This window comes from Actinoalloteichus caeruleus (assembly GCF_049311605.1).
In the GTDB taxonomy this organism is placed as follows: Bacteria; Actinomycetota; Actinomycetes; order Mycobacteriales; family Pseudonocardiaceae; genus Actinoalloteichus_B; species Actinoalloteichus_B caeruleus.
The window spans coordinates 1,849,505-1,876,486 of sequence record NZ_CP186005.1 but is presented as its reverse complement, the minus strand read 5'-3'; the positions used below and the strand labels follow the sequence as shown (position 1 = coordinate 1,876,486).

General features: G+C 73.8%; 22 protein-coding genes and 1 pseudogene. 12 read left to right on the top strand and 11 right to left on the bottom strand.

Annotated elements, in window-relative coordinates; genetic code table 11:
* Positions 1-44: 44 nt before the first annotated feature.
* Positions 45-1,250 (bottom strand): ROK family transcriptional regulator, encoded by a 1,206-nt coding sequence (locus tag ACOJVX_RS08440; protein WP_162147345.1) that lies wholly within the window; start codon positions 1,248-1,250, stop codon positions 45-47.
* Positions 1,251-1,660: 410 nt separating this feature from the next.
* On the opposite strand from ACOJVX_RS08440, the gene ACOJVX_RS08435 reads away from it, so the two are divergent.
* Entirely contained in the window at positions 1,661-3,118 is a 1,458-nt protein-coding gene (locus ACOJVX_RS08435; RefSeq protein WP_418152670.1) for an RICIN domain-containing protein, read from the top strand.
* Positions 3,119-3,308: 190 nt separating this feature from the next.
* On the opposite strand, the gene ACOJVX_RS08430 is transcribed toward ACOJVX_RS08435, so the two are convergent.
* Positions 3,309-4,727, bottom strand: a complete 1,419-nt coding sequence (locus ACOJVX_RS08430; RefSeq protein WP_418152669.1) for an FAD-binding oxidoreductase — start codon at positions 4,725-4,727, stop codon at positions 3,309-3,311.
* 63 nt (positions 4,728-4,790) lie between these two features.
* Between ACOJVX_RS08430 and ACOJVX_RS08425 the strand changes: the two genes are divergently transcribed.
* From ACOJVX_RS08425 to ACOJVX_RS08405, 5 genes are all read left to right on the top strand, one after another.
* Positions 4,791-5,789 (top strand): helix-turn-helix transcriptional regulator, encoded by a 999-nt coding sequence (locus tag ACOJVX_RS08425; RefSeq protein WP_418152668.1) that lies wholly within the window; start codon positions 4,791-4,793, stop codon positions 5,787-5,789.
* A 77-nt stretch (positions 5,790-5,866) separates the two neighbouring features.
* Positions 5,867-6,610: a class I SAM-dependent DNA methyltransferase gene (locus ACOJVX_RS08420; protein ID WP_026420722.1), complete on the top strand. Its 744-nt coding sequence runs from the start codon at positions 5,867-5,869 to the stop codon at positions 6,608-6,610.
* 248 nt (positions 6,611-6,858) lie between these two features.
* Positions 6,859-7,677 (top strand): nucleotidyltransferase domain-containing protein, encoded by an 819-nt coding sequence (locus tag ACOJVX_RS08415; RefSeq protein ID WP_418152666.1) that lies wholly within the window; start codon positions 6,859-6,861, stop codon positions 7,675-7,677.
* A gap of 633 nt (positions 7,678-8,310) precedes the next feature.
* Positions 8,311-8,550, top strand: coding sequence for a GNAT family N-acetyltransferase (locus ACOJVX_RS08410; RefSeq protein WP_422647388.1), 240 nt, complete (start codon positions 8,311-8,313; stop codon positions 8,548-8,550).
* A 113-nt stretch (positions 8,551-8,663) separates the two neighbouring features.
* Complete coding sequence (locus tag ACOJVX_RS08405) at positions 8,664-9,386, top strand: DsbA family oxidoreductase (RefSeq protein ID WP_422647387.1); 723 nt, start codon at positions 8,664-8,666, stop codon at positions 9,384-9,386.
* Between the two features lie 52 nt (positions 9,387-9,438).
* On the opposite strand, the gene ACOJVX_RS08400 is transcribed toward ACOJVX_RS08405, so the two are convergent.
* Positions 9,439-10,224 carry an SDR family oxidoreductase gene (locus ACOJVX_RS08400; protein WP_026420718.1) on the bottom strand — a complete coding sequence of 262 codons (786 nt, stop codon included), beginning with the start codon at positions 10,222-10,224 and terminating at the stop codon, positions 9,439-9,441.
* A 121-nt stretch (positions 10,225-10,345) separates the two neighbouring features.
* Here ACOJVX_RS08400 and ACOJVX_RS08395 point away from each other — a divergent pair, with 121 nt between their 5' ends.
* The gene (locus tag ACOJVX_RS08395; RefSeq protein ID WP_422647386.1) at positions 10,346-10,966 is read left to right on the top strand and encodes a TetR/AcrR family transcriptional regulator; all 621 of its coding nucleotides are present in this window, start codon (positions 10,346-10,348) and stop codon (positions 10,964-10,966) included.
* 255 nt (positions 10,967-11,221) lie between these two features.
* Here the strand turns inward: ACOJVX_RS08395 and ACOJVX_RS08390 are convergent, their stop codons facing one another.
* Both ACOJVX_RS08390 and ACOJVX_RS08385 read right to left on the bottom strand, forming a co-directional pair.
* Positions 11,222-12,979 (bottom strand): glycoside hydrolase family 35 protein, encoded by a 1,758-nt coding sequence (locus ACOJVX_RS08390; RefSeq protein ID WP_418152656.1) that lies wholly within the window; start codon positions 12,977-12,979, stop codon positions 11,222-11,224.
* A gap of 1 nt (position 12,980) precedes the next feature.
* Positions 12,981-14,240 carry an ROK family protein gene (locus tag ACOJVX_RS08385; RefSeq protein ID WP_422647385.1) on the bottom strand — a complete coding sequence of 420 codons (1,260 nt, stop codon included), beginning with the start codon at positions 14,238-14,240 and terminating at the stop codon, positions 12,981-12,983.
* A 297-nt stretch (positions 14,241-14,537) separates the two neighbouring features.
* Between ACOJVX_RS08385 and ACOJVX_RS08380 the strand changes: the two genes are divergently transcribed.
* The 4 genes from ACOJVX_RS08380 (at position 14,538) to ACOJVX_RS08365 (ending at position 19,491) form a co-directional block, all read left to right on the top strand.
* The gene (locus ACOJVX_RS08380) at positions 14,538-15,329 is read left to right on the top strand and encodes a family 43 glycosylhydrolase (RefSeq protein ID WP_081715757.1); all 792 of its coding nucleotides are present in this window, start codon (positions 14,538-14,540) and stop codon (positions 15,327-15,329) included.
* Between the two features lie 156 nt (positions 15,330-15,485).
* The gene (locus ACOJVX_RS08375) at positions 15,486-17,447 is read left to right on the top strand and encodes a heparinase II/III domain-containing protein (protein ID WP_422647384.1); all 1,962 of its coding nucleotides are present in this window, start codon (positions 15,486-15,488) and stop codon (positions 17,445-17,447) included.
* A gap of 566 nt (positions 17,448-18,013) precedes the next feature.
* The gene (locus tag ACOJVX_RS08370) at positions 18,014-18,931 is read left to right on the top strand and encodes a hypothetical protein (RefSeq protein WP_418152650.1); all 918 of its coding nucleotides are present in this window, start codon (positions 18,014-18,016) and stop codon (positions 18,929-18,931) included.
* A 113-nt stretch (positions 18,932-19,044) separates the two neighbouring features.
* Positions 19,045-19,491: a hypothetical protein gene (locus tag ACOJVX_RS08365; RefSeq protein WP_030107012.1), complete on the top strand. Its 447-nt coding sequence runs from the start codon at positions 19,045-19,047 to the stop codon at positions 19,489-19,491.
* A 1,164-nt stretch (positions 19,492-20,655) separates the two neighbouring features.
* On the opposite strand, the gene ACOJVX_RS08360 is transcribed toward ACOJVX_RS08365, so the two are convergent.
* Entirely contained in the window at positions 20,656-21,651 is a 996-nt protein-coding gene (locus ACOJVX_RS08360; protein WP_030107014.1) for an alpha/beta fold hydrolase, read from the bottom strand.
* 52 nt (positions 21,652-21,703) lie between these two features.
* Between ACOJVX_RS08360 and ACOJVX_RS08355 the strand changes: the two genes are divergently transcribed.
* Positions 21,704-22,315 (top strand): TetR/AcrR family transcriptional regulator, encoded by a 612-nt coding sequence (locus ACOJVX_RS08355; RefSeq protein ID WP_026420711.1) that lies wholly within the window; start codon positions 21,704-21,706, stop codon positions 22,313-22,315.
* 550 nt (positions 22,316-22,865) lie between these two features.
* Here ACOJVX_RS08355 and paaE read toward each other — a convergent pair.
* The 5 genes and pseudogenes from paaE to paaA form a co-directional block, all read right to left on the bottom strand.
* Positions 22,866-24,005 (bottom strand): 1,2-phenylacetyl-CoA epoxidase subunit PaaE, encoded by a 1,140-nt coding sequence (paaE, locus tag ACOJVX_RS08350; protein WP_026420710.1) that lies wholly within the window; start codon positions 24,003-24,005, stop codon positions 22,866-22,868.
* Positions 24,006-24,060: 55 nt separating this feature from the next.
* Complete coding sequence (paaD, locus tag ACOJVX_RS08345) at positions 24,061-24,576, bottom strand: 1,2-phenylacetyl-CoA epoxidase subunit PaaD (protein ID WP_026420709.1); 516 nt, start codon at positions 24,574-24,576, stop codon at positions 24,061-24,063.
* The gene (gene paaC, locus ACOJVX_RS08340; RefSeq protein WP_422647383.1) at positions 24,570-25,496 is read right to left on the bottom strand and encodes a 1,2-phenylacetyl-CoA epoxidase subunit PaaC; all 927 of its coding nucleotides are present in this window, start codon (positions 25,494-25,496) and stop codon (positions 24,570-24,572) included. Before paaC ends, paaD begins: the two co-directional genes overlap by 7 nt.
* A 7-nt stretch (positions 25,497-25,503) precedes the next feature.
* A pseudogene (paaB, locus tag ACOJVX_RS08335) lies at positions 25,504-25,785 on the bottom strand (1,2-phenylacetyl-CoA epoxidase subunit PaaB); the annotation flags it as partial.
* Positions 25,786-25,928: 143 nt separating this feature from the next.
* Positions 25,929-26,975, bottom strand: coding sequence for a 1,2-phenylacetyl-CoA epoxidase subunit PaaA (paaA, locus tag ACOJVX_RS08330; RefSeq protein ID WP_245588989.1), 1,047 nt, complete (start codon positions 26,973-26,975; stop codon positions 25,929-25,931).
* Positions 26,976-26,982: the final 7 nt, after the last annotated feature.

Below are 26,982 nucleotides of genomic sequence, written 5' to 3'. Positions count from 1 at the left end.
TCTCCACCATCATCCGGCGAGCCCAGGTGGGCCGAGGCCCGGGGTCAGCCGGGAGGCGACGTGAAGTCGCCGATCCGCCGGGCGATGGCGACCGCCGCCGCACCCCGCGCCCACTCCTCGAACGGTGCCAGGCGGACCACGACCTCGGCGCGGCCGGCCGCGCCGTAGGAGGCCTCGTGGAGTGCGGCGCGCAGGTGGGGTTCGAGCAGGGCGAGACCCGCCTGGTGGTCGGCGGACACCACGACCACTTCGGGGCCGAGGAGGTTGACGACTCCGGCGGCGGCCCGTCCCACGGCCCTCCCCGCCTCCTCGAACACCCCTCGGACCCGGGCGTCGCCGCCCTGGGCGCGGCGGACCAGGTCGGGCAGTGCCAGATCGGGTTCTCCCAGGAGTTCGGCGGCTCGTCGCACGATCGCCGGTTCCGAGGCGACGGCCTCCAGGCAGCCGGTGGCCCCGCAGTAGCACCGGGGGCCGCGCGGGTCGACGGGGACGTGGCCGAGTTCGCCGGCGACGCCGAAGGCCCCGGTGCGGACCCGACCGTCGACGACGAGGCCGCCCGTCACGCCCGCGCCGACGGTGACCAGTAGGAACGAGTCGGCGCGGGCTCCCACGCCGAACCAGTTCTCCGCCTCGGTGAGGGCACGGACGTCGTTGTCGACGACGGTCGGGAGCCCGGTCTCGGCGCTGATCAGGTCGGCGAGACGCAGGTCCCGCCAGCCGTGGAACGGCTCGTAGCGGGCGATACCCCGGTCCCGGTCGACGGCACCGGCCACCGACACGCCCAGCGCGTGGGTGCGGACACGGAAGCGGGGTTCGAGGCGGCGCAGCTCGTCGACCAGTCCCGCCACCGACCGGACGACGTCCGCGACGTCATGGCCCGACAGGTGGTTTCGGGCGGCGTGGCGGACATGTGCCCTCAGGTCCGTGACGACGCCGATGAGTTCGTTGGCCGTCACCTTGACACCCACCACGAACTCCCGGTCCGCACGCACGTCCAGCGGGACGGAGGGCCGGCCGATCCGGACGTCGCGCCCCCCGACGCCGTTCCGGCCGTGGCCCGGGGAGACCTCGGCGAGGTAGCCCCGGTCGAGGAAGGCACGGGTGATCTTGGTGATGCTGGGTTGGGACAGGCCCGTGCGCCGGACCAGTTCTCCCCGCCGCACCGGGCCGTCGGTCAACACGAGGCGGAACACCCGCGCACTCGCACGCGTCGTGGCGATCGGTCCGCGACCCTGCGCGGGACGGGGCATCCCCGGAAAGTACCGCCGCCGCGTTCCACGGGTCAAGAATCGGGATACGCCCTCGTCAACGCCTGACCAACCAGGCGGTCTCCGCCAAGCGCACGCCTCGGAACTCCCGCTGACGCGGAGCTTTCGAAAACTACCGCCACCGACTTCCATGCACTGGGAATTGAAGTCCTCGCACGTCAACGGTTACGGTGATCGAGATCACGCGTTCGTCCCGGCTGACCTCCGCCGCGGAAGGAGCTACCGGTGCACGCCCGCTCCTGGTCCGGACCCCGGTGCCGGTCGCGAGGTGGTGCGCGTCCCCGACCCTCGGGACCGATGCCAGTCCCGTCACCGGTCCCGACGGTCCCCGCAACCAGCCGCGTCCCGAGATCGCGTGTTCACACCCGTCGACAGCGAACAAGGGAGTTTGCATGTCCCGGACACGATGGACGAGACGGCGCCCCGGCGCCGTGCTGGCCGCGGTGGTCGGCACCGTGGCACTGCTGATGACCGGTGTCCTCACCGGTACGGCGTCGGCCGAACCGGTTCGGATTCCCAACGCAACGCAGTTCACCGACACCGACGGAAACCCGCTGCACGCCCACGGTGGCGGTGTGCTCAAGGTTGACGACTACTACTACTGGTTCGGGGAGAACCGCAACCCGGACTTCACCTTCCGCCACGTCTCGGCGTACCGGTCGACCGATCTGCGGAACTGGGAGTTCCGCAACCACGTGCTGACCCAGGACAGCGACGCGGAACTCGCGGTCGCGAACATCGAGCGCCCGAAGGTGATCTACAACGAGTCCACCGGGCAGTTCGTCATGTGGATGCACAAGGAGAACGGCCGGGACTACGGGGAGGCCCGGGCCGCCGTGGCCGTGTCGGACACCGTCGACGGCGACTACGAGTGGCGAGGCAGCTTCCGGCCCTTCGACGAACACATGTCCCGGGACATCACCGCCTTCGTCGACGGGAACGGCACCGGATACATGATCTCCTCCGCCAGGGAGAACTACGACCTGCACGTGTACCGGCTGACGCCCGACTACACGCGGGTCGAGGAACTCGTCCACGTGCTGTGGCCCGGCGGCCACCGGGAGGCCCCGGCGATGTTCGAACGCGACGGCGTGTACTTCCTCGTCACCTCCGGCGCCACGGGGTGGAATCCCAACCAGCAGAAGTACGCCACCGCCGAGTGCGTGGAGTGCCCGTGGACGGAGCCGACGAACCTGGGGAACTCGACGGCTTTCGGCTCGCAGACGGCCTTCGTGCTCCCGGTGGAGGGCAGCGAGACCACCAGCTACCTCTACATGGGCGACCGGTGGGGCCCGGCGCAGGGCGGCACCCCGAACGACTCCGAGTACGTGTGGCTGCCGTTGGAGTTCCCCACCCCGACCTCCCTCGCCATGGACTGGACACCCGAGCTGGAGATCGACACGGCCACCGGGCGGATCAGTGGGCTCGACGGCGGACAGGCGCGCCCGGTGGTGGCCAGGCACAGCTCCAAGTGCCTGGACGTGGCCGACGAGTCCACCGCCGAGGGGCACCGGGTGATCCAGTGGGAGTGCACGGGAGGGAACAACCAGCGGTGGGTGTCGCGGGATGTCGGCGGCGGGCACGTGGAACTCGTCGCCTGGCACAGCGGACGGTGCCTGACGGTGGAGGGCGGCTCCACGAGCGACGGCGGAGCCGTGACGCAACGTGCCTGCACCGGTGAGCCCCACCAGCAGTGGCGTGCCGAGGACGCGGGTGCCGGCCACGTCCGCTACGTGGCACGGCACAGCGGGCTGTGCCTGGACGTGGCCGACGAGTCCACGGCGAACAACGCCACCGTCCACCAGTGGAGCTGCGGCACCGGACCCCACCAGCAGTGGTCCCGGGGCTGACCGCCCGGTGACAGCCATCCGGCACCGGTGACGACATGTCCGAACCGGATCGTGGCCAGGAGCCGGACGCGTCCGCTCGTCGCGTTCGTCCAGTCACGTGCACCCGCGGGCGCGATGGATGCGCCGACCCGGTCGTGCACCGGGCCGGCGCCCACCCGCCCGATCCACCGGGTGGGCGCCGGGCGATCGGTCAGTTCGGGGAGGTGGGGGCGGTCGGGGGGATGTTGCGGTTGTGGCGGAACAGGTTCCTCGGGTCCCACCGCGCCTTCGTGTCGGCGAGCCGGCGGTAGTTCTCCGGCGTGTAGGCGGAGCGGACGCGCTCGGTGTCCGCTCCGTCCCCGTCCAGGAAGTTCAGGTAGCTGGCGCCGGTCGACCAGGGGCGCAGTGCCGCGCGGACCTCGGCGTGCGGGGCGCGGAGCGCGGCCGCCTGCTCGGGGGTCGCGTCGGGGGGTGTGCGGCGGGTGAGGCCGAGGAGGTACTCGGCGTCCCGGTGGCTGACGCAGTTCGCCTCGGCGGGTGGGCGTCGGAGCGCTCCGCCCAGGTGGCGGATCTCCAGGACCTGGGGCGACGGCGCTCCTGGGCCGACGCGGTCCAGGACACCGCTCAGGGCCTGGTCGGGGAGACCGTCGAGGAACAGGTTGGCCGTCTGGTAGCCCATCGGCTCGGTGGGGTCCGAGCAGATGGTGGCCGAGTCGGTGTAGGGGAGTTCGCCGACCGCGTCCAGCAGCCGGGGACCCACCGCCCGCAGGGGTGCGATCACCTCGTCGCCGGTGGCCACGTCGAGGGTCGCGGCGATCCGCACGTGCAGCACGTGCCGACCCCGCAGGGGGTCCGGCACGCCGTCGACGTCGGGGAAGGGGACGAGGGCGACCGAGGTGGTGATCTCCTCGGGTGCCGTCGACGTCCAGTCCCGCCACGCCCGCAGCGCCTCGCCGACCAGCGGGGCGTCGTAGAAGAGCCCCCCGCCGTAGAGGGTGGGGACGGGGAAGAGGTCGACCTCCATCCCGGTGACCACCCCGAAGTTCCCGCCGCCCCCGCGCGACGCCCAGAACAGATCCGGGTGTGTCCGGGCGGTCACCGAGCGGGTCGTCCCGTCCGCCGTGACGAGTTCGATCTCGCGCACGTGGTCGGCGGCGTAGCCGAACCGGCGGGCGAGCAGGCCCAGGCCGCCGCCAAGGGTGTAGCCGACGGCACCGACGTGGGGGGTGCTACCGGAGAGCGGGGCGAGGCCGTGGGCGCCGGCCGCCTCGATCACGGCGGACCACGGCGCCCCCGCCTCGATCCACGCCACGCGTCGACCCGGGTCGACGCGGACCCCGGCGAGGTCCCGGATCGCCACGAGCAGCCCCCCGGTGTACCGGGGAGGAACACCGTGCCCGGAGTTCAGCACGGCGACGGGCAGGTCGTGGTCGGCGGCCACGCGGACGGCGGCGCGGACGTCGGCCGTGGTGGCGGCGAGGACGGCGACGTCGGGTCGGTGCGGCCCGTAGGTCTGGAAACCGACGGTGGCGGTGGCGAATCCCGGGTCCTCGGGGAGGAGGACCGGACCTGCCACCTCGGCGCGCAGGGTGGCGACGACAGGGGTGATCGCGGAGGTCGACGTGGTCATGCGGTCGAAGCTAGAGCGCGTTGCGGACCGGAGGTGTCCGCAAGGAGATGACATCCTGAAAGAGTGAACGCGAGCCTGCCGGCGCGGCTGTTGACCCTCCTGTCGCTGTTGCAGAGCCGCCGCGAGTGGTCGGGGGCCGAGTTGGCGCGCCGGCTGGAGGTGACCGACCGGACCGTCCGACGCGACGTCGGGCGGCTGCGTGCCCTGGGCTACCCGGTGCGGGGTACGACCGGCACCGCCGGCGGGTACCGGATGGTGGCCGGGCGGGATCTTCCTCCGCTGCTGCTGGACGACGAGGAGGCGGTGGCGGTGGCCACGGCGCTGCTCACCGCGGCCGGGGGCACGGTCACGGGGATCGAGGACACCTCGGTGCGGGCGTTGGCGAAGTTGGAGCAGGTGTTGCCGGCACGGCTGCGGCACCGGGCGGCGGCGGTGTCCCGGGCGACGGTCCCGCTCGTGCGGCCGGCACCGAACCAGGTGTGCCCGGAGGTGCTGTCGGTGCTCGCCGTCGCCTGCCGGGACCACGAGGTGGTGACGTGCTCCTACCGCGACCGGGACGGGGTGGTGACCGAACGACGGGTCGAACCCCACCACCTGGTGACCGGTCACCAGCTCTGGTACCTGATCGCCCACGACCTGCGCCGCGGCGGGTGGCGGACGTTCCGGGTGGACCGGATCTCCGAGGTGGCCCCGACCGGGCGGCGCTTCCAGCGCGGGGAGGTCCCGGGTGGGGACCCGGCCGAGTACCTGCGGGGTGTCCTGTTGTCGACCCCGTTCCCGCACCGGGCGGAACTGTGGGTGGCCGCGTCGGCGGCCCGGGTGTCACGGGTGTTGACGGACCCGCTGCCGGGCCGGGTTCGGGACATCGAGGACGGCGGGTGCGTGGTGGCGTTGGGCTCGGACACGGTGGACGGCCTGCTGCGGGAGGTCCTCGCGGTCGTGGCTCTCGGGGAACCGGTGACGATGACGGCGTCTGACCTGCTGCGGGAGCGGCTGCGCGCACTGTCCACCCGCCTCGCCGAGGTGGCCGACGGCGGGCCGGTGACCGGCGACGCGGGGTGAGGGCACGGACGAGGATCTGGTCGCCGTGGCACCGAATCCGGTGGACATCGCGCAGCGTCGCCGGGATCGTCACGACCATGCGCCAGGAGGAGATCTGGGACGCGGAGACCGCCCAACGCTATGACACGCCGGGCCGGGGCAGGTTCGCCCGTGAGGTCCTGGAACCGACCGTCGACCGCCTGGCCGCGTTGGCCGGTGACGGGGAGGCGCTGGAGTTCGCGATCGGCACCGGTCGGGTGGCCGTACCACTCGCCGAACGGGGGGTCCGCGTCACCGGGATCGACCTGTCCCGTCCCATGGTCGAGCGGCTCCGGACGAAGGTGGACGATCGGGCCGTGCCCGTGGTCATCGGGGACATGGCCACGGCCACCGCGCCGGGCGAGTACTCGCTGGTGTACCTCGTCTACAACACGATCTCGAACCTGCTCACCCAGGCCGAGCAGGTGTCCTGCTTCCGCAACGCCGCACGCCACCTGGTGCCCGGCGGGCGGTTCGTGATCGAGCTGGAGGTGCCCGAGCTGCGCCGGCTCCCACCGGGGCAGGAGGCGCTGGTCTACCACGCCGAGCCCGGGTACGTCGGCCTGGACACCTACGACACGGTGCGCCAGCACCTGGTGTCCCACCACTTCACGTTCGGCGAGGGCAGGCAGGCGCGGCTGGCGCGCAGCCCGCACCGCTACGTCTGGCCGGCCGAGCTCGACCTGATGGGGCAGCTGGCCGGGTTCGACCTGGAGAACAGGTGGGCCGACTGGTCCGGAGCCGAGTTCACCTCCGACTCCCGGTCCCACGTCTCCGTCTACCGGCTACCACCGGCCCCGTGAGCCCGCGGTGGACACGAGGCCCGGCGCGCGGCGGGACCGTGGGACGACCCGCGAGCGGCTCCTCGTCGCGGCCGGCCGCGCCGCCCCCGGTCACCGCGACGGCACGGGCCGGGTCCGCCCTCGGTCCCGGTCGGGAGCCCGGGGCTGGTGTGCGAGCGGGTGGCACCCGGGGCGGTCGTGCCGGTGCCACGGAGGGGAGCTCGGGAAATCGGGTGGATCGGTTCGCGCCGATCGGTCATCCTGCGCGAATGGTCGAACGCGAGGTGGACGAACGCGGGGTGGACGGCACGGGAGCGATCGTCCGGGAGGGGGCCCTCGACCGGGTGGGCGCGGCGTTCACGCCGGTGGTCGAGGCGACCCGGGCACGCCTCGCTGCGACCTTCGACGCCGACCGCCTGCACAGCGCCTACCTCTACGGCAGCATCCCCCGGGGCACCGCCGTCCCTGGCACGTCCGACCTGGACGTCCTGGTGGCACTGCGAGCGGAGCCATCGGACACCGACCGGGCCGAGGTCAGGACCATCCAGTCCGAGTTGGACGATGCCTTCCCGGAGATCGACGGCGCCGGCATCCTCCTGTCGAGCATGACGTCCCTCCTGAGCGACGAGGAGCGGTACGACGGCGGGTTCTTCGTCGCCTGCCTGTGCACCCCGCTGCTCGGGCAGGACCTCGCCGAGCTGCTGCCCCGTTACCGGCCGGACTCGGTGCTCGCGCGGGAGACGAACGGCGACCTCGGTTCCCTGCTTCCCCGGTGGCGGGACAGGAACGCCGCCGCCACCACGGACGCCGAGCGGCGTTCCCTCGTGCGCGGGGTCACCAGGCGGGTGGTCCGCACCGGGTTCACGCTGGTCATGCCCCGCTGGGGCGGGTGGACCAGCGACCTCACCCGGTCTGCCGACCTCTTCGCGCGGTACTACCCGGACCAGGCCGAGCGGATGCGGGCCGTCGCCGAGGCCGCGTCGGCTCCGACTGCGAACACGGACATCCTCCCGATGGTCCTCGACGACCTCGGCCCCTGGCTGGCCGAGGAGTACGCCGCCGTGCACGGGGTCCCCGGGCCGCGCTGACCACGCGACCTCCGGACGTCCCGCGCGAGGGGGTGGCCGATCACGAACGCCGTGCCACGCCCGCGCCCCGTGGCTGGCCCGCCGGAAGGGAGGCGAGGATGCCGACCACGTCCTCGACCAGCACCGCCGCCCTCGTCGCCGCGCTCCAGGAACGGACCGCGCGGGCACTGCCCGCCGAACACGTCGTCCACCTCGGAGGCTGGTGGCTGCGGCACTCCCCCGGCTGCGCGTGGTGGTCGGCGGCCGTGCTGGCGCACGAGGAGCTGGCGGCGGAACCGCTGGCGGAGCGGGTGGGACGGGCGGAACGCTTCCACGCCGGATACGGCGGGACCGCCCGCTTCCAGATCAGCCCGGCCTCACCCGACCAGTTGGACGCGCTGCTGGCCGGGCGGGGCTATCGCCGGGAGAGTCCGATGTCGTTGCGGACCGCTCCGCTGGACGGGGCACGCGTCGGGGCGGTCGGCGCCCACCTCCCGGTGTCGGTGCGAGACCACGCCGACCCGACCTGGTTCGACACCTGGTTCGCCGTGCACGGCGCGGGCCTCGACCGGGAGGCCGAACGTCGGGTGCTCGACCGGCTGGACCGCCCCTGCGGGTACGCCTCCGTGGGCCCTGGACGGGGAGGTGGTGAGCGTGGGCCGGGTGGTCCTCGACGACGGCTGGGCGGGGATCTTCGGCATGGCGACAAGGCGGCACGCCCGGGGCCGGGGCGCCGCCCGGCTGGTGTTGGGCGCGTTGGCCGGGTGGGCGGGGCGACGCGGGGCCCACCAGCTCTACCTCCAGGTGGACGAGGACAACACCGCCGCGCACGGGCTCTACACCCGCGCCGGGTTCACCGAGCTCGCCGCCTACCACTACCGCACCGCCCCCTGAGCGGTGCCGGGCGGCGTCCTCGTCCGCCACGACGGGCGGCCGGGCCGGTCGACTACCGTGGCGGAGGCTCACGGTCCGTTCCGGGGAGTCGAGGCGCGAGGAAGGAGCCGCTGGTGCGGGTCGACATCTGGTCCGATCTGGTCTGCCCCTGGTGCTACCTGGGCAAGAAGCGGTTCGAGCGGGCGCTCGACGCCGCCGGCCTCGGTGACCGCGTCGAGGTGGTGTACCGGTCCTTCCAGCTCGACCCCGGCTTCCCCCGGGGTGAGACCCGCGACCAGGCCGAGGTGCTGGCCGCGAAGTTCGGCACCTCCCGCGAGGAGGCGGCCCGGATGGGGACGGACATGGAGCGCACGGCGGCCGGGGACGGGCTGGAGTTCCGGATGGGCGGGCTGCGGTACGGCAACACCTTCGACGCCCACCGCCTGGTCCAGTGCGCCGCTGGGCTGGGGACCGGCCCGCGCATGGTCGAGCGGCTGTTCCGCGCGCACTTCTCCGAGCAGCGGTCGCTGTTCGACCGGGACTCCCTCGTGCTGCTCGCCACCGAGGCCGGGGTGGACGAGGCGACGGCCGGCCGGGTGCTCGACGACGGGGACGCGCACGCCGACGCGGTGCGCGCCGATCTCGACCTGGCTCGCCGGCTCGGGGTGAGTGGGGTGCCGTTCTTCGTGCTCGACGGCAGGTACGGGGTGTCGGGCGCGCAACCGGTCGAGGTGCTGGCACGCGCCCTGGCCACGGCCGCCGGGGTGGACGAGCGGGCCGCCGACCCGACGGGGGGCGAGGGTGGGGCGGCGTGTGCGGTCCCGGACGGCGCGGCGGGGTCCGGGTCGACCGGCTGATCCCGTCCCGGGCGTTCGGCGGGCCGTCCCACCGCCCCACCGCGCCGCCGGCTCAGAGGGTTCGGGTGGCGCCGCCGTCGATGAGCAGGTCCGCGCCCGCGACGCTGGCGGCCAGCGGTGAGGCCAGGTAGGCGACGAGGTGCGCGACCTCGAGGGGTTCGACGAGCCGACCGGTGGTCATGCCCGAGGCGTCGGGCAGGCCGGCGAGCAGGTCGTCGAGGGGGATGCCCAGCGAGCGGGCGAGGGCGGCGCCGTACCCCTCTGGGTGTTCCCACAGATCGGTGCGCACCGGTCCCGGGGAGACGGTGTTGACCCGGACGCCCCGGGGCCCGTACTCGGCGTCGAGGCCCTTGGCGAACGCGGTGAGCGCGGCCTTGGCCACCGCGTAGGGCAACGGGCCGGCGCCGGGCGTCCGCGCCGCGTTGGAGGACACGGTGACGATGCTGCCGCGCTGGTCGAGCAGGCTGGGCAGCAGGTGCCGGGTGACGCGGACCGCGCTGAACAGGTTGAGCTCGAAGGTGGCGTGCCACAGGGCGTCGGAGGTCCCCAGGAACCCGCTGGTCTGGCCGTCACCACCGTCGCCGCCTCCGACGTTGTTCACCAGGACGTCGACCGCGCCGAGTTCCGCGAGGGCCGCGCCGGCGAGGTCCCGCGCGCCCTGCTCGGTGCCGAGGTCGGCGGTGACGGCCGTCGTGCCGGGCACTGGCGGATCGGGGGCGCGGCGGGCGCCGACCACCACCCGGACTCCCTGTTCGGCGAGGACGGCCGCGATGGCGCGGCCGATGCCCCGACTTCCGCCGGTGACCACCGCTGTCTTCCCGCTCAGGCGAAGATCCACCAGAACTCCCTTCAACCACTACTGAGTTGATGCCACTAGCGATTTACTTGCTACACGAATGTAGCAACTTCGAGGGAAGGGGTGGCACGGCGGTACGCTCCCCGGTGGGGAGGGCACGGTGATGCGGGACGACACGGAACGGACCCCGGGGCCGGGACGCGCCCGACGCGCGGACGCCGAACGCACCGTGCGCGCCATCCTCGCCGCCGCCGAACGGGTGCTCAGCCAGGAGCCCGGGGCCACGATGGAACGCATCGCCGCCGAGGCGGGGGTCGCGCGGACGACGGTGCACCGGCGCTTCGCCACCAGGGAGGACCTCGTCTCCTCGCTGACGGTCCTGGCGGCCCAGCAGTTGGAGGCGGCGGTCCTGGCCGGCCGCCCCGAGAGCGCCCCACCCCTGGTCGCCCTGCACGAGGTGACGGCCAACGTGCTGCGCATCAAACGGACCTGGAGCTTCGCGATGGGCGTCCACTCCGAACACCCCGAGGTGGTGCGCGTCCACACCGACACCCGCGCCCGGTGCGTCGCCCTGTTCCGCCGGGCCCGCGACGCCGGTGCGGTGCGCTCGGACGTCGACCCCGACTGGGCCAGCCGGGTGTACTACGGGCTCATCCAGGCCGCGGCCGAGGACCTGGCCGAGGAGCCGACACCGGCCGAACTGGACGCGGCCGCCGCGCGGGTGGTCGACACGCTGTTCACGGGAGTCGGAGCCGGCGGCGGCACGCCCCACCGGTCGGGCTGAGCCCGGCCACGAACACGTGGGAGCCCGGCCGCCCCGCGCCCGCCACCCGGCGGAGGACCCGGTCCCCGGTGGGGTGGCTGGGGTGGGACCGCCACCCGTCGCGACTCCCACCCGGCCGAGCCGGGACGTGCGCGGCGGCGACGCCCGGACGGGATCGGGGAGGGGACGACCTCGGGGAGACCGGGGTCGCCGTGTCGACCCCAACCCACGAACACGCGGCCCGAGGGGCCACCCCACGACAAGGGGCCCGAACCGTCACTCCTGGGTATGACCCAGGTCGGGTTCGGGCACCAACATCAGCGTGCGCGACGTCGCGGCCTCCAACTCGAGAACGACGATCTCGTTGACCCCGGGGCGCAGCACGGGCCCGGGGACGTAGAGGGTCCGCTGCGGACCGCGCCGCCAGTACCGCCCGAGGGCGAAGCCGTTGATCCAGACCACGCCCTTGGTCCAGTCCGGCAGGGAGACGAAGGTGTCCGCCGGCTGCTCGATCCGGACGGTCCCCCGGTGCAGTCCCGGTCCGGCTGGCAGCCCGGTGGCCGGCGAGTACGGGGCGGCGGCCAGTTGCTCCGCCGACAGCGGCAGCGGGTGGCAGCTCCAGCCGGTCACCTCGGTCCCGTCGACGAACACCCCGCCGAGGACGCCCTTGCGGTCGGCCAGCCCCTCCCCGTAGTTCACCCGCCCCTGGTTCTCCACCAGCAGGTCGAGCCGGGCACCGGCCGGTGCCCGCAGCGCCAGCGCCCGCTCGCGGTGCTCCCGCTCCAGCACCCCCACCGGCGCGCCGTCCACGAAGACCTGGGCGCGGTCGTGCACGTCCTCGACGACGAGCACCCCGTCCACCGCCGCCGGCAGGGTGGTCCGGTAGAGCACGAAACCGTAGGCCTGGCCCAACTCCTCCATCGTGAGCGGCCGGTCGGCGGCGACCCCCTCGGCGAGGAGGTCCACGGCAGGGAGCAACGCCGCCGACTCGTCCAGGCTGACCGCCGTCTCCGGAAGGCGGGGCCCCCGAGCGGGCACCGGCTCGTCGGGGACGGGGGCGTACCGGGCGATGACCTCGCGGAACGCGGCGAACTTCGGGGTGGGATCACCGCTCTCCGACAGCGGGGCGTCGTAGTCGTAGGAGTTCACGGTGGGCAGGTACCGGCCGTTGTCGTTGGCGCCGTTGAGGAAGCCGAAACTGGTCCCGCCGTGGAACATGTAGAAGTTCACCGAGGCACCGGCGGCCAGCAGCTCGTCCAGGGTGGACGCCGCGTCCTCGGGCTCGCGCACGTGGTGCGGCCCACCCCACCGGTCGAACCAGCCGTGCCAGAACTCCATGCACATCAACGGCCCCGTGGGCTGCCCCTCCCGCAAGCGGGCCAGGTTCTCCGCCGCCCGCGAGCCGAAGTTGCCGGTGCGCAGCACCCCGGGCAGGCCTCCGGCGGCCAGCATCTCCTCGGAGGGCTGGTCGCTGGTGAACAACGGGACGTCCACCCCGCCGGCCCGCAGGAACTCCGCCACCCGCTCCAGGTACTCCTGGTCCCGGCCGTAGGCGCCGAACTCGTTCTCCACCTGCACGGCCAGCACCGGCCCGCCCCGGGTCACCAGGTGGGGGACCACCAACGGCAACAGCCGGGCCAGGAAGCGCTCCACCGCCGCCAGGTAGGTGGGGTCGGTGGAGCGGAGCCGCACCCCGGGTTCCGCCAGCAACCAGGCGGGCAGCCCCCCGAACTCCCACTCCGCGCAGATGTAGGGGCCGGGGCGCAGCAGCACGTGCAGCCCCTCCGCCCCGGCCAGCCGCAGGAACCGGGGGAGGTCGAGCCCGTCCTCGGCGGTGAGGTCGTCCGGCGTCGGTTGGTGCAGGTTCCACGGGACGTAGGTCTCCACGGTGTTCAGCCCCATCAGCCGGGCCTTGCGAAGCCTGTCCTCCCACTGGTCGGGGTGGACCCGGAAGTAGTGCAGGGCACCGGAGATGATGCGCGTCGGCTTCCCGTCCAACAGGAAGTCGTCGTCACCAATGGCGAATTCGGGCATGTCAGCGCTCCCGGTGGGCGGTCGTCGGAACGGGGTCGCGACGCGGCGCGGCCGACGGGCCGCCCGCGACGAGTCCTTCGAGGGCCAGTGCGGCGACGCCCAGGCTCACGGCGTGCCCCTCCACCCCGGACAGCCGCCAGTCGACGGCCGCGAGGTTGCGGGGCAGGGCGTGGGTGGCGGCGCCGTCGCGGGCGGCGGGCAGCAACCAGCGGCCCAGGCGGGTCGCCACCCAGCTGCCGAGCACCACGGTGTCGGGGTTGAGGACGTTGACCAGGTTGGCGAGGGCGACACCGAGGGTGGAGCCCACCTCGTCGAGCACGGCGAGGGCACGCGGATCGTCCCGGCCGGCGGCCGAGGCCAACGCGTCGACGGTGGCGGACTCGTCGGCGTGGAGCAGCGGGTCGCGCGGGTCGCGTTCGCGCAGCGTCGCCACGATGCCGGGAGCGCCCACATAGGCCTCGACGCAGCCGGTCCTGCCGCACCGGCAGGGACGTCCGCCGGGGACCAGCAGGGTGTGCCCCCACTCCCCCGCCGCGTCGGTGGCTCCCCGGTACAGGCGCTGGTCGACGGCGATCCCCACGCCGACCCCGGTTCCGAGGGTCACCACCGCCAGGTCGTGGGCGGCGCGTCCCCCGCCGAACCACAGCTCGGCCACCGTGCTCGCCTTCAGCGGGTTCTCCAGGAAGGGTTCGCTCCCGAAGGCGTCCGCCAGGAGCCCCCGGAACCTCCCCTCCGGGTCACCGTCCTCGTAGGCCCCGGTGACGGCGGGGAACAGGGACACCCCGCTGTCGGTGTGCCGCTGCCCCGGCAGGCTCACCCCGATCCCGAGCAGGCGGTCCCGGGTCAGCCGACCACGGTCGAAGATGCCGCGCACCAGGTCGACGACGTGCCGGGCCACCACGTCGGGCTGGTGGTCCTCCGGTCCGATCTCCCGGTGCCCCGAGTCGAGGCCGCGCAGCGCGAGGTCGAACAGGTCGGCGCGGACGTAGGTCTCGGCGACGTCCACGCCGACGAGGACGCCGTGGTCCCCGTTCACCGCGAGCCGCGCCCGGGGACGACCGCCACCGGAGTCCTCCCTGCCGACCTCGACGAGCACCCCGAGGGCGAGCAGTTCGGTGGTCAGGGTGGCGACGGTGGCGGGGGAGAGCCCCGTCTCGGCCGCCAGCCACTGGCGGGTGACCGCCCGCTCGGCCGAGTACACGCGTCGCAGCAGGTCGAAGCGGTTCTCCCTGCGGATGTCCCGCGAGGAACGAGGACGCACGACACCCTCCTCCTCCGGTGCCAGCGAGTCCACCGGCGGGCCGGGGACTTTTTCCAAGGGTCGGATTTTGACCCTAGTCCCGCTCGGGCCGCGAGGGCCAGCCGCCCGACGGCCCCGCGGCGGCCCCGGCCGGAAACGGCCGTCCCCGCTTCCCCGGATCCCGGGGACGCGGCCCAGATGGGCTGACTTCGGTCAAACCCCGCCCACGGGCGGGGACGGCCTTGTCCACCGGCCGCACCGCACGCAGGATCACCCCACGGCGAACGGCCTGGCCTCGCCGCCACGGCAGTGGGAGGGATGAGGAGCAGGGTGCGCTACGTCTTCACCGCGTTCACCAACGGCAGCGAGAGCAACATGTACGTCTACGAGTCGGCGGACGCCACCGACTTCACCCTGCTCCACGGCCCCGCCTACGAACCCCCGACCGGACTGGTGCGGGACCCCTCCGTCACCCGGCACGGCGGCCGCTGGTTCGTCGCCCACACCACGGGCTGGGAGACCGGGAACTTCGCGCTGGCCGTCAGCGACGACCTCATCCAGTGGCGGCACCACACCACGGTGGAGGTCGGCGTGGGGTGGGTGCGCAACACCTGGGCTCCGGAGTTCTTCCGCGACCCGGCCACCGGGCGGCAGCACGTCGTCGTCTCCCTCTCCACCGGCTCCTACGGCCCCTTCCGCCCGCACCTGTTCACCGCCGAGGACGACGAACTGACCCGCTGGTCGGGGCCGGTGGAGCTGGCCGGCATCGGCCCCAACCACATCGACACCTTCCTCGTGCACCACGGCGGCGAATACCACGCCTTCGCCAAGAACGAGACCGACAAGGTCGTCGAACACGCCGTGGCACCCGCGCTCACCGGGCCCTACCGCTTCGTGGACACCGGCGACTTCGCCGGGTGGGGACGGGTGGAGGGTCCCGCGCTGACCGTGCTCCCCGACGGCCGCCACCGCATCTACCTGGACGGCTACACCACCTCCCGCTACGTCTACAGCGACAGCGCGGACCTGCGGACCTGGTCACCGCCCCGGGAGCTGCCCGGCGGGCTCTCGGGCTCCGTGCGGCACGGATCGGTGTTCCGCGAGGAATGAGCGACGACCGGGGAGGGCCGAGACTCCCCGGTCGCGGAAACGGGGGTTGACCGGGACGGACAGGCTGGGGGCCACGGGAAGGGCGACGGGATGGCACACCAGGGTGACCGTGGCGGACGACGGAGGAGCCGCTGGCCGCGACGGACCCGCGCGGCGGTGCGCGCCTCGGCCACCGCCGACCGGTTCGCCCCGCTGTGGGCGGACCTCCGCGCCGCCGCCGAGGACGCGGTCCGCGACGGCCCCCCGCCGCTGCGGTTCCGGGAGTTCGCCGCCTTCCGGGAACGCGGCGACCGCCTGGGGTACGAACGGCCCTACTTCGCCCGCCGCCGCCAGCTCGCCGCGCTGGCACTGACCGTGCTCGTCGACGAACGCCCCGAGCAGGCCACCGCCCTCAACGACCTGGTGTGGGCGGTGTGCGACGAGCACACCTGGGCGCTGCCCGCCCACCTCGCCCCGGACGACGGCCCCGCCGCCCACACCCGGTGCGTCGACCTCTTCGCGGCGGAGACCGCGCACGCGCTGGCCGAGGTCACCAGGCTGCTGTCCCCCGCCCTGCACCCGGAGGTCACCGCCCGCGCCCACGCCGAGATCCGCCGCCGCGTCGTGGAACCGATGTTGGAACCCCGGTCCCAACCGTGGGAGTCCTGGCGCCACAACTGGTCGGCCGTCTGCGGGGGAGCGGTCGGCATGACCGCCCTTGCGCTCCTGGACGACGAGCGGGAACGGGCCGCCCTGCTGGCCCGAGCGACCCGCGCCCAGGAGGTGTTCCTGTCCGGCTTCGGTGCCGACGGGGCGTGCACCGAGGGGGTGGGCTACTGGTCCTACGGGTTCGGCTACTTCGTGTACTTCGCGGAGACGCTGCGGGACCACACCGGCCAGGACCTGCTCACCGGTGCCCACGGCGACCACGTCCGCCGGATCGCCGAGTTCCCGGCGGCCGCCTGGCTCGGCGGCGGGCACTTCGCCAACTTCGCCGACAGCCCGGAGGAACCGGCGCTACCGGCCGGCCTGCTCTGCCGGCTCCGCCAGCGGCGAGTGGCGCGGTCGTTACCGCCACTGACCACGCCGCCACGACTCGAGGACGACCCCTGCTACCGGTGGGCCCCCCTGACCCGAACGCTGTGCTGGGCGACCGACGAGGCCTTCGCCGGTCCGGCCGGCCACCCGGCGACCACCCGGGGAGGTGGCCCCGCCGCGGCGACCAGCGGCCCCACCACCGACGGCGCGGTGGTGCCCGACGACGCCTGCGGGGACCCGCCCGAGAGGACGACGGAGACCGGCCGGGAGGGCGGTGGGCGCGGCGACGCGGGCGAGGTACCGGGCCGGGCCACCGGGGAGACCACCGGCGCGCCGGGACCGGTCGTGACGGAGGCGGGCACCTGGTTCCTGCCGGCCGCGCAGTGGATCACCGACCGGCGCCCGGTGCTGGGCGTCCCGGTGGCCTTCGCCGCGAAGGGCGGTCACAACGACGAGCCGCACAACCACAACGACCTCGGCCACTTCCTGCTGCACGTCGGGGGCGAGTCGCTGCTGGCCGACCTCGGCTCCCCCGAGTACACGCGGGACTACTTCGGCCCCGGCCGTTACCGGGTGCTGCACGCCTCCTCCGAGGGCCACTCGGTGCCCCTCCTCGACGGCACCGGGCAGCTACCGGGAGCCGAACGACGCGCGGTGGTCCTCCACCACGAGCAACGCCGGGACGGCGTGCGCCTCACCCTCGACCTGACCAGCGCCTACGACCACCCGGCGCTGCTGGCCCTGCACCGGGACCTCGACTGGCGGCACACCGAGGACGGCGGGCGGCTGCTGCTCACCGACACCGTCGAGGTGGCCGGCGACTGCGCGGTGACGGAGACCTTCGTCAGCAGGCGCCGGGTGCGCACGGGAACGGATCCGACCGAGCCGGCCCACTGGCGAGGCCGGCACGGGCGCGTCGGGTTGCGGGTGCCCCCGGGCCGGTCGTGGACCGTCGACGACGACGAGGTGCGGACCGTCGAACACGACGGATCTCCCGGAGTGGCGCGCCGACTCCACCTGACGACGACGCTGCCCCCGGGAATCCACGACCTGCCGGTGGAATTCACCGTCGTTGTCGACCGGGCAGGAACCCCCCGGTGACGGCGGGACCGCCAGGCAGGGCCTCGGGACGACGAGAACGACGCGCGGTCGTCCCGGTTGTCGCGTGGTCAGAACGGTGAAATCGGCACCAGAAATACGTGTCCCCGCCGGCCTCATCGACACTGCGCGACACGGAACGCGCTCGTAGGCTCGATTGTGACGTCCCCCATTTCACAGCACGCGCGGGTCGACGTCACGAGCGAGGAGAACAGAACACCCGGCCCACGAGCAGGAGCACGCCGCCCGGGAAGCGGTTCACGGGGCACCGTGATCACCCGCCACGAGGCGCACGAGCAATTTCCTCGACCAGCGGCCCGAACAGCTGGCCAGCGTCCGGAGGAACCGTGCGTGGACGCGCACGGGGACGACGCGGCGGATGCCGCGGCCCCTGCCGGATGCGGCACCGCCGCCCCGAGGATCCGAGTAGTCCCGGAACTGGTCGCGCCCGAGAGGCACGGCGACGTTCCCGGCGATGGCGACCGCCGAACTGGATTCCCGCATGCGCCGCGCACCACCGCACATCACCGCCGGGCCGGGGAAACCACACGGACAAGGAGTGGCATCCCATGTTGCGCATTACCGCGGACGTCTTCTCCGGACGTCAGAACCCGGTGTGGACGGTCGGTGAGGAACGGACGGCACGGAACACGTTGCGCGCCCTCTCGGAGGGCTCCGAACTGCTCACGGAGGACGCGCCGGCCCGCGCCGGTGTCGGGTTCCGTGGCCTGCTGGTCGAGTCACTCAGCGACGAGGCCGCCCCGGACCTCCGTCTCGGCTCGACCACCTATCTCCCCGTGGGCCGGGAGGCCAAGGGCCCTCGTGCCGCCGAACTGGCCGAACGGTTGATCGGCCTGTTGGACCGGGTGGACACCAGCCTGGACACCGAGGAGGGCGTCAGCCTGCCCGAACCGCTGCGGCCGTTCCTGACCACGCAGTTGACCACGGCGACCGAGGAGGGCTCCCGCAGCGGGGCGAGCATCCAGGAGGGCGGGCAGGAGACGAGCGAATCGTTCACCGCCGCCGCCACCTGCTACTACGACGTCACCCCGTTCAACCCGGGCTTCTGGAACGACGACCAGAACACCCGCCTGCACAACAACTGCTACAACTACGCCAGCAACTGGCGCAACAACACCTTCGCGCAACCCGGACGCGGGTGCGGGAACCAGTACACGGCCCTGACCTGCGCCGAGGTCGGCCGAGGCGCGTTGTGCGACGGCATGCACCGCCGCTACGACTGCTTCCCGGACAGCGAGTGGCCGCGCCACCTGGTCGCCCTGGTGATCTGGCCCAACACCGACTTCCACTGGTACCGCCTCCAGTCGGAGGGGTACTGGGCGCACAAGCCAGGCAGCACCGCGGCCAGGAACGTGGACAACAGCAACCGGGTGATCAACAACCCCGAGACCTGCGACCGGGGCCCGTACACCCAGTTCTGCGGCTACTTCTACGGCTGCCACACCCAGCGGCAGCGCATCCGCTGACCACCGACCGCGCCTGACCGCGTCACACGGCGGGCGGGGCGGGCACTGACGCACCGTCGAGGTGGGCACCCGCCCCGCCCGTTCCGGTGTCACCGAGCGGGAGGATGACGGGCATGGACGTGGAGGTGGCCCTCTACAGCGGCCGTCCCAACCCGGTCTTCCGGTTGCGCGGCGCCGAGCGGGAGGAGGCGAGCCGGCGGCTCGGGGCCCTGGTCGCGGTTCCCGACCGGTCGGCGCCCCCCGGCGGGCTGGGCTACCAGGGGTTCCGGTTGCGCCCGGCCAGCAGCGACGGATCCTCGGACGCCGGGGCGTGGGAGGTCGGGAACGCGGGAGACGAGCCCACGGTGGCCGGGTCGTCCATCGTGGAGTACGCGGTCGGCGGGGGCCTCGTCGTCGCGCGGGGCGCCGACGGCGGGGTCCGGGTGTCACTCGATCCCGGCCGGGAACTCGAACGCTGGCTCGCCGAGCGGAGCACGCGCGCGCTGACCGAGCAGGAGATCCGACTCGTCGAAGGGAGCCTCGCCAGCGAGGAGGATCCTGGCTCCGACTTCCCGCGATGAGCGGCCCACGTCCGGCTGGGACGCGCTCGCGGTGGCGAAGTGGCTCGTGGACCGGGCAGCATGACCGGCCGCGCTCGCCGGTTCCCTTGGCCGTCCGCTCCTCGTCGCGGCCCGCGAGCGGGGCGTGCCGCGCCTACCAGTCGGACACGAACGACAACGTCACCCCGCACCCTCGCCCGCCCGCACCCGCTCGACGCCGGGGTGGCCACTCCGGTAGAGGTCGCCCACCCGCGTGGGTGGCCAGCCTACGTGGATCAGCCGCGCACGGCGTGTGACCGTGACCGGACCGAGAGGGCGGCACACTGGTCGACGACCGCGACAGGTTCGCGGCTTTCGTCACGGCTGTGAGCTCCGGCCGCCCGCGATCAGCAGCCAACGAACCCCCGGCTGCGGCGCACCTGGCCGGTGCCTCGTCCCACATCAGCTCACGCGGACCACGCGATATCGCCGACGTCGACTCCGCGCCCGTTCTCCTCGGACTCCCTTCCAAGAGTCCCCGGGATCAACTGCGCCGTACGCACGAGGCGCGCCGCCAGCTTCCCGGCGTTCTCCGTGGTCCCGCTCGCGGGGACGCCGTGCCCGTTCAGCGCCGGAACGAACTCGGCCAGCATCACCGCGTCGAATTCCGCGCTCCGCTCCCCGCGGCCTCACGGCGCGCCGGCCGCGTCGGCGCGGGGCCAGCGGCCGCCGCCAGGCCCCGCCGGTCCTCCTCGACGCCCGCCGGGGCTACCCGCACTGGGCCACCACCTCGGCGACGGGCGCCGGCGACCACCTCCACGACCTCGAACTCCCACATACCGTGACCAACGCTGGCGTCCGGCCACGGTCCGGGACGGGAAGTCATCCCGCGCGTGGAGAAGCGTCTCCGGCGCGTGGCCGCCGGGTGGGCAGGCCGTCGAGCACGAGGGGATCCACCCGCGCCGAGGCCTTTCGGCTCGACGTCGGGGTTCGTCCCGCGCGCCGCCACCGGGGCCTCCGCCCCCAGGGGCCCTCCGGTGCGCGGAGGGCCGATGCGCCCTGGCGGGTGACGCTCGCCCGGCGTCCCTGGCGATGGAGTCGCTGGCAATGGCGTCCTCGCTCCGCCGCCCCGCCCGCTGGCGCCGCTTCCCGGGCGGGGGCCACGACGGCGGTTGCGAACCGCGTCGAGGACGCCCCGCACGATGGCTACTCCTGCGCGTCGAGGAACCCGGCGATGTCCTCGGCGAGCTCGTCGGGGTGTTCACCGTTGATGGCGTGCGAGGCGTCCGGGTAGAGGCGGACGGTGCCCTCCGGCAGCGCGCGTTCGGCGACCTCGACGGCAGCGGCGGAGTCGAGCATGACCGACTCCCCGGCGATGACGGCCAGCACGGGCATGTCCAGCCCGGACAGCGCCTCCTCGCTGAGCCGGCTGGGCTGCGGGAGCCGCAGGCTGTAGTGCGCCATCCCGGCCTCGATCATCCGGGCGACCGGCACGTCCTCGACGGGCGCCCCGCCGGCCGTGTACGAGTTGAACCCGTCCCGCCAGGACTTGGGCAGCCAGGGCAGGGAGGCGGGCAGGGACCGCACGATGGTGCCCAGGGGCATGTCGTCGAAGACGAACACCGGCTCGACGAGGGTGAGGCTGGCGATCCCCTCGGGCTGGCGGGTGGCGAGGTTCGCCGCGGTCCAGCCGCCGATGGAGAGGCCGACCAGGTGGAACTCGCTCTCCGGGAGGCCGTCGAGGGTCTGGTGCAGCCAGTCAGCCTGGTCGTCGTCATCGACGATCGGGCGGTCCTGCACGCTCATGCCCGGTTCGCCGAGCAGGTCGAGGGTGTAGACGTCGCCGACCCGCAGCAGGTGGGGCAGGTTGTCCGCCCACACCGGGGACGCGGAGGCCCTCCCGGGCAGGAGCACGAGGGGCTCGGCGCGGTCGGCCTCCCCCTCGAACCGGTACGCCCGCACGATCCCGTAGTCGGTGCGGACGTCAAGGGTGGCGTCCGGGACGGGCAGGTCGGCCATCGCGGTCCGGTACGTGTCGTGGAACTCGTCCCGGCCCTCGGCGCTGGTCCAGTGCCCGACGGGGGAGGGCGTGCGGGAGACGAACCCGATGACCAGGAACAACGCCGCGATCACGCCGAGCACGATGGGCCAGCGGCGGCGCCGGGTTCGGGTGGGGGATGGGGTCGGTGTGGTGTCGTCCACAAGGCCTCCTAACCGATCGGTAGATTCTTCTACCGTACGGTAAGCTGAGGGCATGGCCAAATCACCCCGTGACCAGGACACGTCCCGACCCCGTCAGCTCACCCTCACCGAGCAGGCCCGCCGCACCCAGTTGGTCGAGGTCACCATCGGCCTGGTGGCCGAGCGGGGGTATGCCGGGACCTCGCTGTCCCGGATCGCCGAGGGCGCGGGCATCACCAAGGCCGCCGTGCTCTACCACTTCCCGTCGAAGGACGCCGTGGTGAGCGCCGCTCACGAACACGTGCTGACCGCGCTGACCGGCCACGTCGCCGAGGCCGTCGAGGCCGTTCCCCCCGAGGGCGGCCCCGCCGCCTACGTGCGGGCGATGATCGGCCACCTCCGGGAACACCCCCGGCACACCCGGATGATCGTCGAAGCGATGACCCAGGGCGGCGGGGACGGGGACTACGACCCCAGCCTCCGGTGGCGGCCGCTCGCGTCGCTGCTGGCGGCCGCGCGGCAGGCACGCGGCGTCACCTCGGAGCTGGACCTGCGCACACTGGCGATCACCATCGGGGGCGCCGTCGACGCCATCGTCGCCGAACGACTCGCCGACGACGGCTACGACACCGGAGCGGCGGCTGACCTGCTGGTCGCGATGGTGGACCGCACGCTGTTCGCGTGACAGGAAGGGGGACGCACCGGCGACGGGCTCCGCACCAGCGGACACCGCGGAGGTGCTCCGAGCCGCCCCCGCCTCCCCACCCGACCGCGCCCCAGGCGGGCCCACCGGTCCCGGTGGACGACCGAAGGGGCAGGGCGCGCGGGGATGGTCACGGCCGAGGTGGGCACGGCGGAATCGCGGGCCCAGGGACACGGCGGCGGGCCACCCACGGCCGTCGGCTCATCGAACCGGCCGCCGCGCGGAGCATGCGGCCGGCATGGTCGACCTCCTGGGGACGCCCTCGCCGGGCGGAAGGGGACGCGGCGGACTGCGCGACCCGCCGCGTGGTGCCGAGGTGGCTCCGGGTGTCGTGAGCCGGGGCGGGCGGCCCGACCGGATGACGGTCCGCTCGTCGCTCCGGACCGCCGTCGGCAGCCGGGGCGAGGCCCCTGGGGCGGCTCCCGGGCGAGGCGGCCGGGTCGACTCCCGAGACACGACTCCTGGCCGCGATCAGGCCTCGGCTCCGGCGGGAAGCGGTCGTGGCCGGGCGGATCACCGGGTCAAGCCCAGATCACCCGTCGTAGTCGATCTCCAGCTCCTCCGTCGTCGGCAGGGACTGGCAGGTGAGCACGAACCCGGCGTCCACCTCGGACGGTTCGAGGGCGAAGTTCCGGCGCATCCGCACCTCCCCGGAGACGACCCTGGCCCGGCAGGTGCCGCACACCCCTCCCCTGCAGGCGAAGGGCAGGTCCGGTCGGGCCGGCTGCGCCGCGTCGAGGACTGGCACGTCCCGGGGCACCGTGAGGCTGGTGGTCCGACCGTCGAGCAGCAGGCGGACCCGGGTGACCGGGCCCGTCGGCGCGGAGCCGTCCTGGTGGCGCCGCACCGGCGGGGCCTCGTCCTCGACGTGGAACAGCTCCCGGTGCACCCGGGCCGCCGGCACCCCGTGGTCGGCCAGCGCCGTGCGCACCACCTCGACCAGGTCCCACGGCCCGCACAGCCACCAGTGGTCCACCGTCTCCGGGGGCACCACCTCGGACAACAGCAGCTCCACCTTCGCGCCGTCGACCCGTCCCGAGGTCAGCTCCGCCTCCCGGGGTTCCCGGGAGAGCACGTGCAGCAGCTGCGTCCTGGCCGGGTACCGGTCCTTCAGGTCGGCCAGGTCCTCGGCGAACATCACCGACCCGGTGTGCCGGTTCCCGTAGACGAGGGTCACCCGGGACGTCGGGTCGCCGGAGAGGACGGTGGCCGCGATGGACAGCAGCGGGGTGATGCCGGACCCGGCGGCGACGAGCACGTGGTGGCCGGAGACGTCCTCGCCCAACGCGAACCGTCCCGTCGGCGGCAGCGCCTCCACCACGTCCCCGACGGCGACCTCCCGGTTCAGCCACCGCGAGACCAGGCCGTCTGGCACCTCGCGCACGCCGATGCGCGGCGCGCTGCCGGCCGGGCCGCACAGCGAGTAGCTGCGCCGCTCGTCGAGCTCGCCCTCCCGCCGCCGCAGGGTGAGCGCCTGGCCCGGGCGGAACCGGAACTCGGCGGCGTACTCGGGCGGCACCTCGAAACCGATCTCCACCGCGTCGGAGCACAGCCGCCGCACCGAGGCAACCCGCAGCGGGCGGAAGGTGGGTCGCGGCCGGCCGCCCCTCCCGGCGGCGCCGGCCCCGGCCCCGGCGGGGTCGCTGGTCGCGTTCGGAGCACGGGGTGTCATCGCGGTCCTCCCAGGGCGGTGCGGCGCGGTCCGGCACTCGTCGCCCTCCGCGCGGTCACAGTTCCCTCACCTGCTCGAAGGGCTCCCCGCACCCCCGGCAGCGGCGCAACGCCCGGCACGCCGTCGCTCCGAAGGCTGCCAGCTGGTCGGTGTCGGGCGAGTCGCAGCGCGGGCAGCGCGCTGCCGGCGGGGGGTCCAGGCGCAGCGGTACCGGACCCCTCCCCCGGCGGGGCGCCGGGCCCGGTGGCGCGATGCCGTGTTCGCGGAGCGCGGCCCGGCCCTCCGGCGTGATCCAGTCGCTCGACCAGGGCGGGGCGAGGGCGGTGCGGATGTCGACGTCGGGGAAACCCGCCCGGTGCAGCGCGGCCACCAGGTCGGCGCGCATCTCGACCAGCGCCGGACAGCCCGAGTAGGTGGGGGTCACCGTCACCACCACCCGGGTGGGCGGCTCGATCTCGACCGAGCGCAGTACCCCCAGGTCGACGAGGGTCAGCATGGGCAGCTCCGGGTCGACGACCGCCCCGGCGGCCGCGCGGGCCCGGTCGAGTTCCGGGCTGGGCACCGTCACCACCGCCCCTCGGGGTGCGCGCGGGCCACGCTCTGCATCTCCGCCAGCAGGTCCCGCAACGCCGCCGTGTGCCGCCCCGTCCGGCCCCGGGGGACGGCCGGGGCGTCCCTTGCCCCCCGGTCGTCCATGCCGGGCGGGTCCAGGGTCGCCTGGCGGCACACCCGGCTGAGCACGTCCGCGAACTCCGCCCGGGTGGTGGCGGGGTCGACCCCCGTCCCGTCGGCGACGGCGGTCCGCTCCGCGTCGGTGGTGGCGAACAGTTCCTCGACCAACGGCCACACCTCGGCCAGCCCCTCGGCCACCCTGCGATGGGACTCGTCGGTGCCGTCCCCGAGCCGCACGGCCCACCCCGCCGCGTGGTCCCGGTGGTAGGCGACCTCGGGTACGGCCTTGGCCGCCACCGCCGCCACGACCGGGTCGCGGGAACCGCTGAGCCGGTCCACCAGGGCCAACCGCCAGGTCGAGAAGACCAGCAGGCGGGCCACCAGGTGCCCGAAGTCCCCGTGGGGGGCCTCGACCAGGCGCACGTTGCGGTAGTCCTCGGCTGGCCGGAAGAACGCCAGGGCGTCCTCGTCCGGTACGTGGCCGGGCACTCCGGCCGGCCGCAGTCCCGGGTCGAGCTGGGCGGCCCTGGCCAGCAACGACCGGGCCTGCCCGAGCAGGTCGAGGGCGATGTTGGCCAGCGCGACCTCCTCCTCCAGTTCCGGCGCGTGGGTGCACCACTCGCTGAGCCGGTGCGCCATCACCAGGGCGTCGTCGGCGAGACCGAGGACGTGGCGGGCGGCGGCGGGCAGGTCCACACCGGCGGGAACGGTGTCGTCCACTCCGGACAGGGCGTCCTGGAAGCCGGTGCCGTGGGCCCACCGGTCCCCCAGTTCCCTGGCGTCCTCGGTGAGCGCCTGGTAGGCGTTGTCGAAGGCCATCGGGACCTCACAGGTGGGGGACGTCGTCGGGGATCGCGTAGAACGTGGGGTGCCGGTACACCTTGTCGGCGCTGGGTGCGAAGAACGGGTCCCGTTCGTCCGGGCTGGACGCGGCGATGGCGTCCGACCGGACCACCCAGATGCTCACCCCCTCGTTGCGGCGGGTGTAGAGGTCGCGGGCGTTGCGGAGGGCCATCGTGTCCTCGGCCGCGCGCAGCGACCCGACGTGGACGTGGTTCAGGCCGCGCCGACCGCGCAGGAACACCTCGTAGAGCGGCCATTCGGCGCGGGGATCCCGCGCGGCTCGTCCACTGTCGGCGCCGGCGGTGCCAACTCCCGGGGTCCGGGCGTGGTCGTCCCCGGTCGGGCTCGCCGACCGGTCCGGTCCGGTCGAGGGGCCGGACCCGGCGTCGGGTGCGCCTCCGGTGGTGGTCACCCGGCCACCCCCGCCCCGACCGCGTCCCGGGCCGCCCGCTTCGCCGCGTGCGCGGACGCCGCCCGCCGCACCCACTCGCCGTCGCGGTGGGCGGCCCGTCGCGTGGCGATCCGTTCGGCGTTGCACGGCCCGTCACCCCGGATGACGCGGGAGAGCTCGTCCCAGTCGATCGGCCCGTGGTCGTAGTGCCCGCGCTCGGCGTTCCACCGCAGGTCCGGGTCGGGGAGGCTGACACCCAGCGCCTCGGCCTGGGGCACCGTGATGTCGACGAACCGCTGCCGCAGCTCGTCGTTGGTGTGCCGCTTGATCCGCCAGGCCATCGAGCGGGCCGTGTTGGGCGACTCGGCGTCGGGCGGCCCGAACATCATCAGGCTGGGCCACCACCAGCGGTCCACGGCGTCCCGCACCTGGGCGCGTTGCTCCTCGGTACCGCCCATCATGGTCATCAGCAACTCGTAGCCCTGCCGTTGGTGGAAGGACTCCTCCTTGCAGATGCGGATCATGGCGCGGGCGTAGGGGCCGTAGGAGCTGCGGCACAACGGCACCTGGTTGCAGATCGCGGCGCCGTCGACCAGCCAGCCGATGACTCCGACGTCGGCGAAGGACAACGTCGGGTAGTTGAAGATCGACGAGTACTTCTGCCTGCCGGTCACCAGTTTCTCGGTCAGGTCGGCGCGGTCCGCGCCCAGCGTCTCGCAGGCCGAGTACAGGTACAGGCCGTGCCCGGCCTCGTCCTGGACCTTGGCCAGCAGGATGGCCTTGCGCCGGAGTGAGGGGGCGCGGGTCAGCCAGGCCCCCTCCGGTTGCATGCCGATGATCTCGGAGTGCGCGTGCTGGGCCACCTGTCTGATCAGGGTGGCGCGGTAGGCCTCGGGCATCCAGTCCCGGGGTTCGATGCGTTGGTCCTCGGCGATCAGGCGTTCGAACCGGGCCTGGGCCTCGGTCTCGTCGGCCAGGGTCGCTTCGGGTGGGCGGCGCGCCCCGTCCGGGCCGTGCCCGGTCCTCCGGTCCGTCACCGTCATCACCTCCTCGGCCGAGGGCACGGCCGTT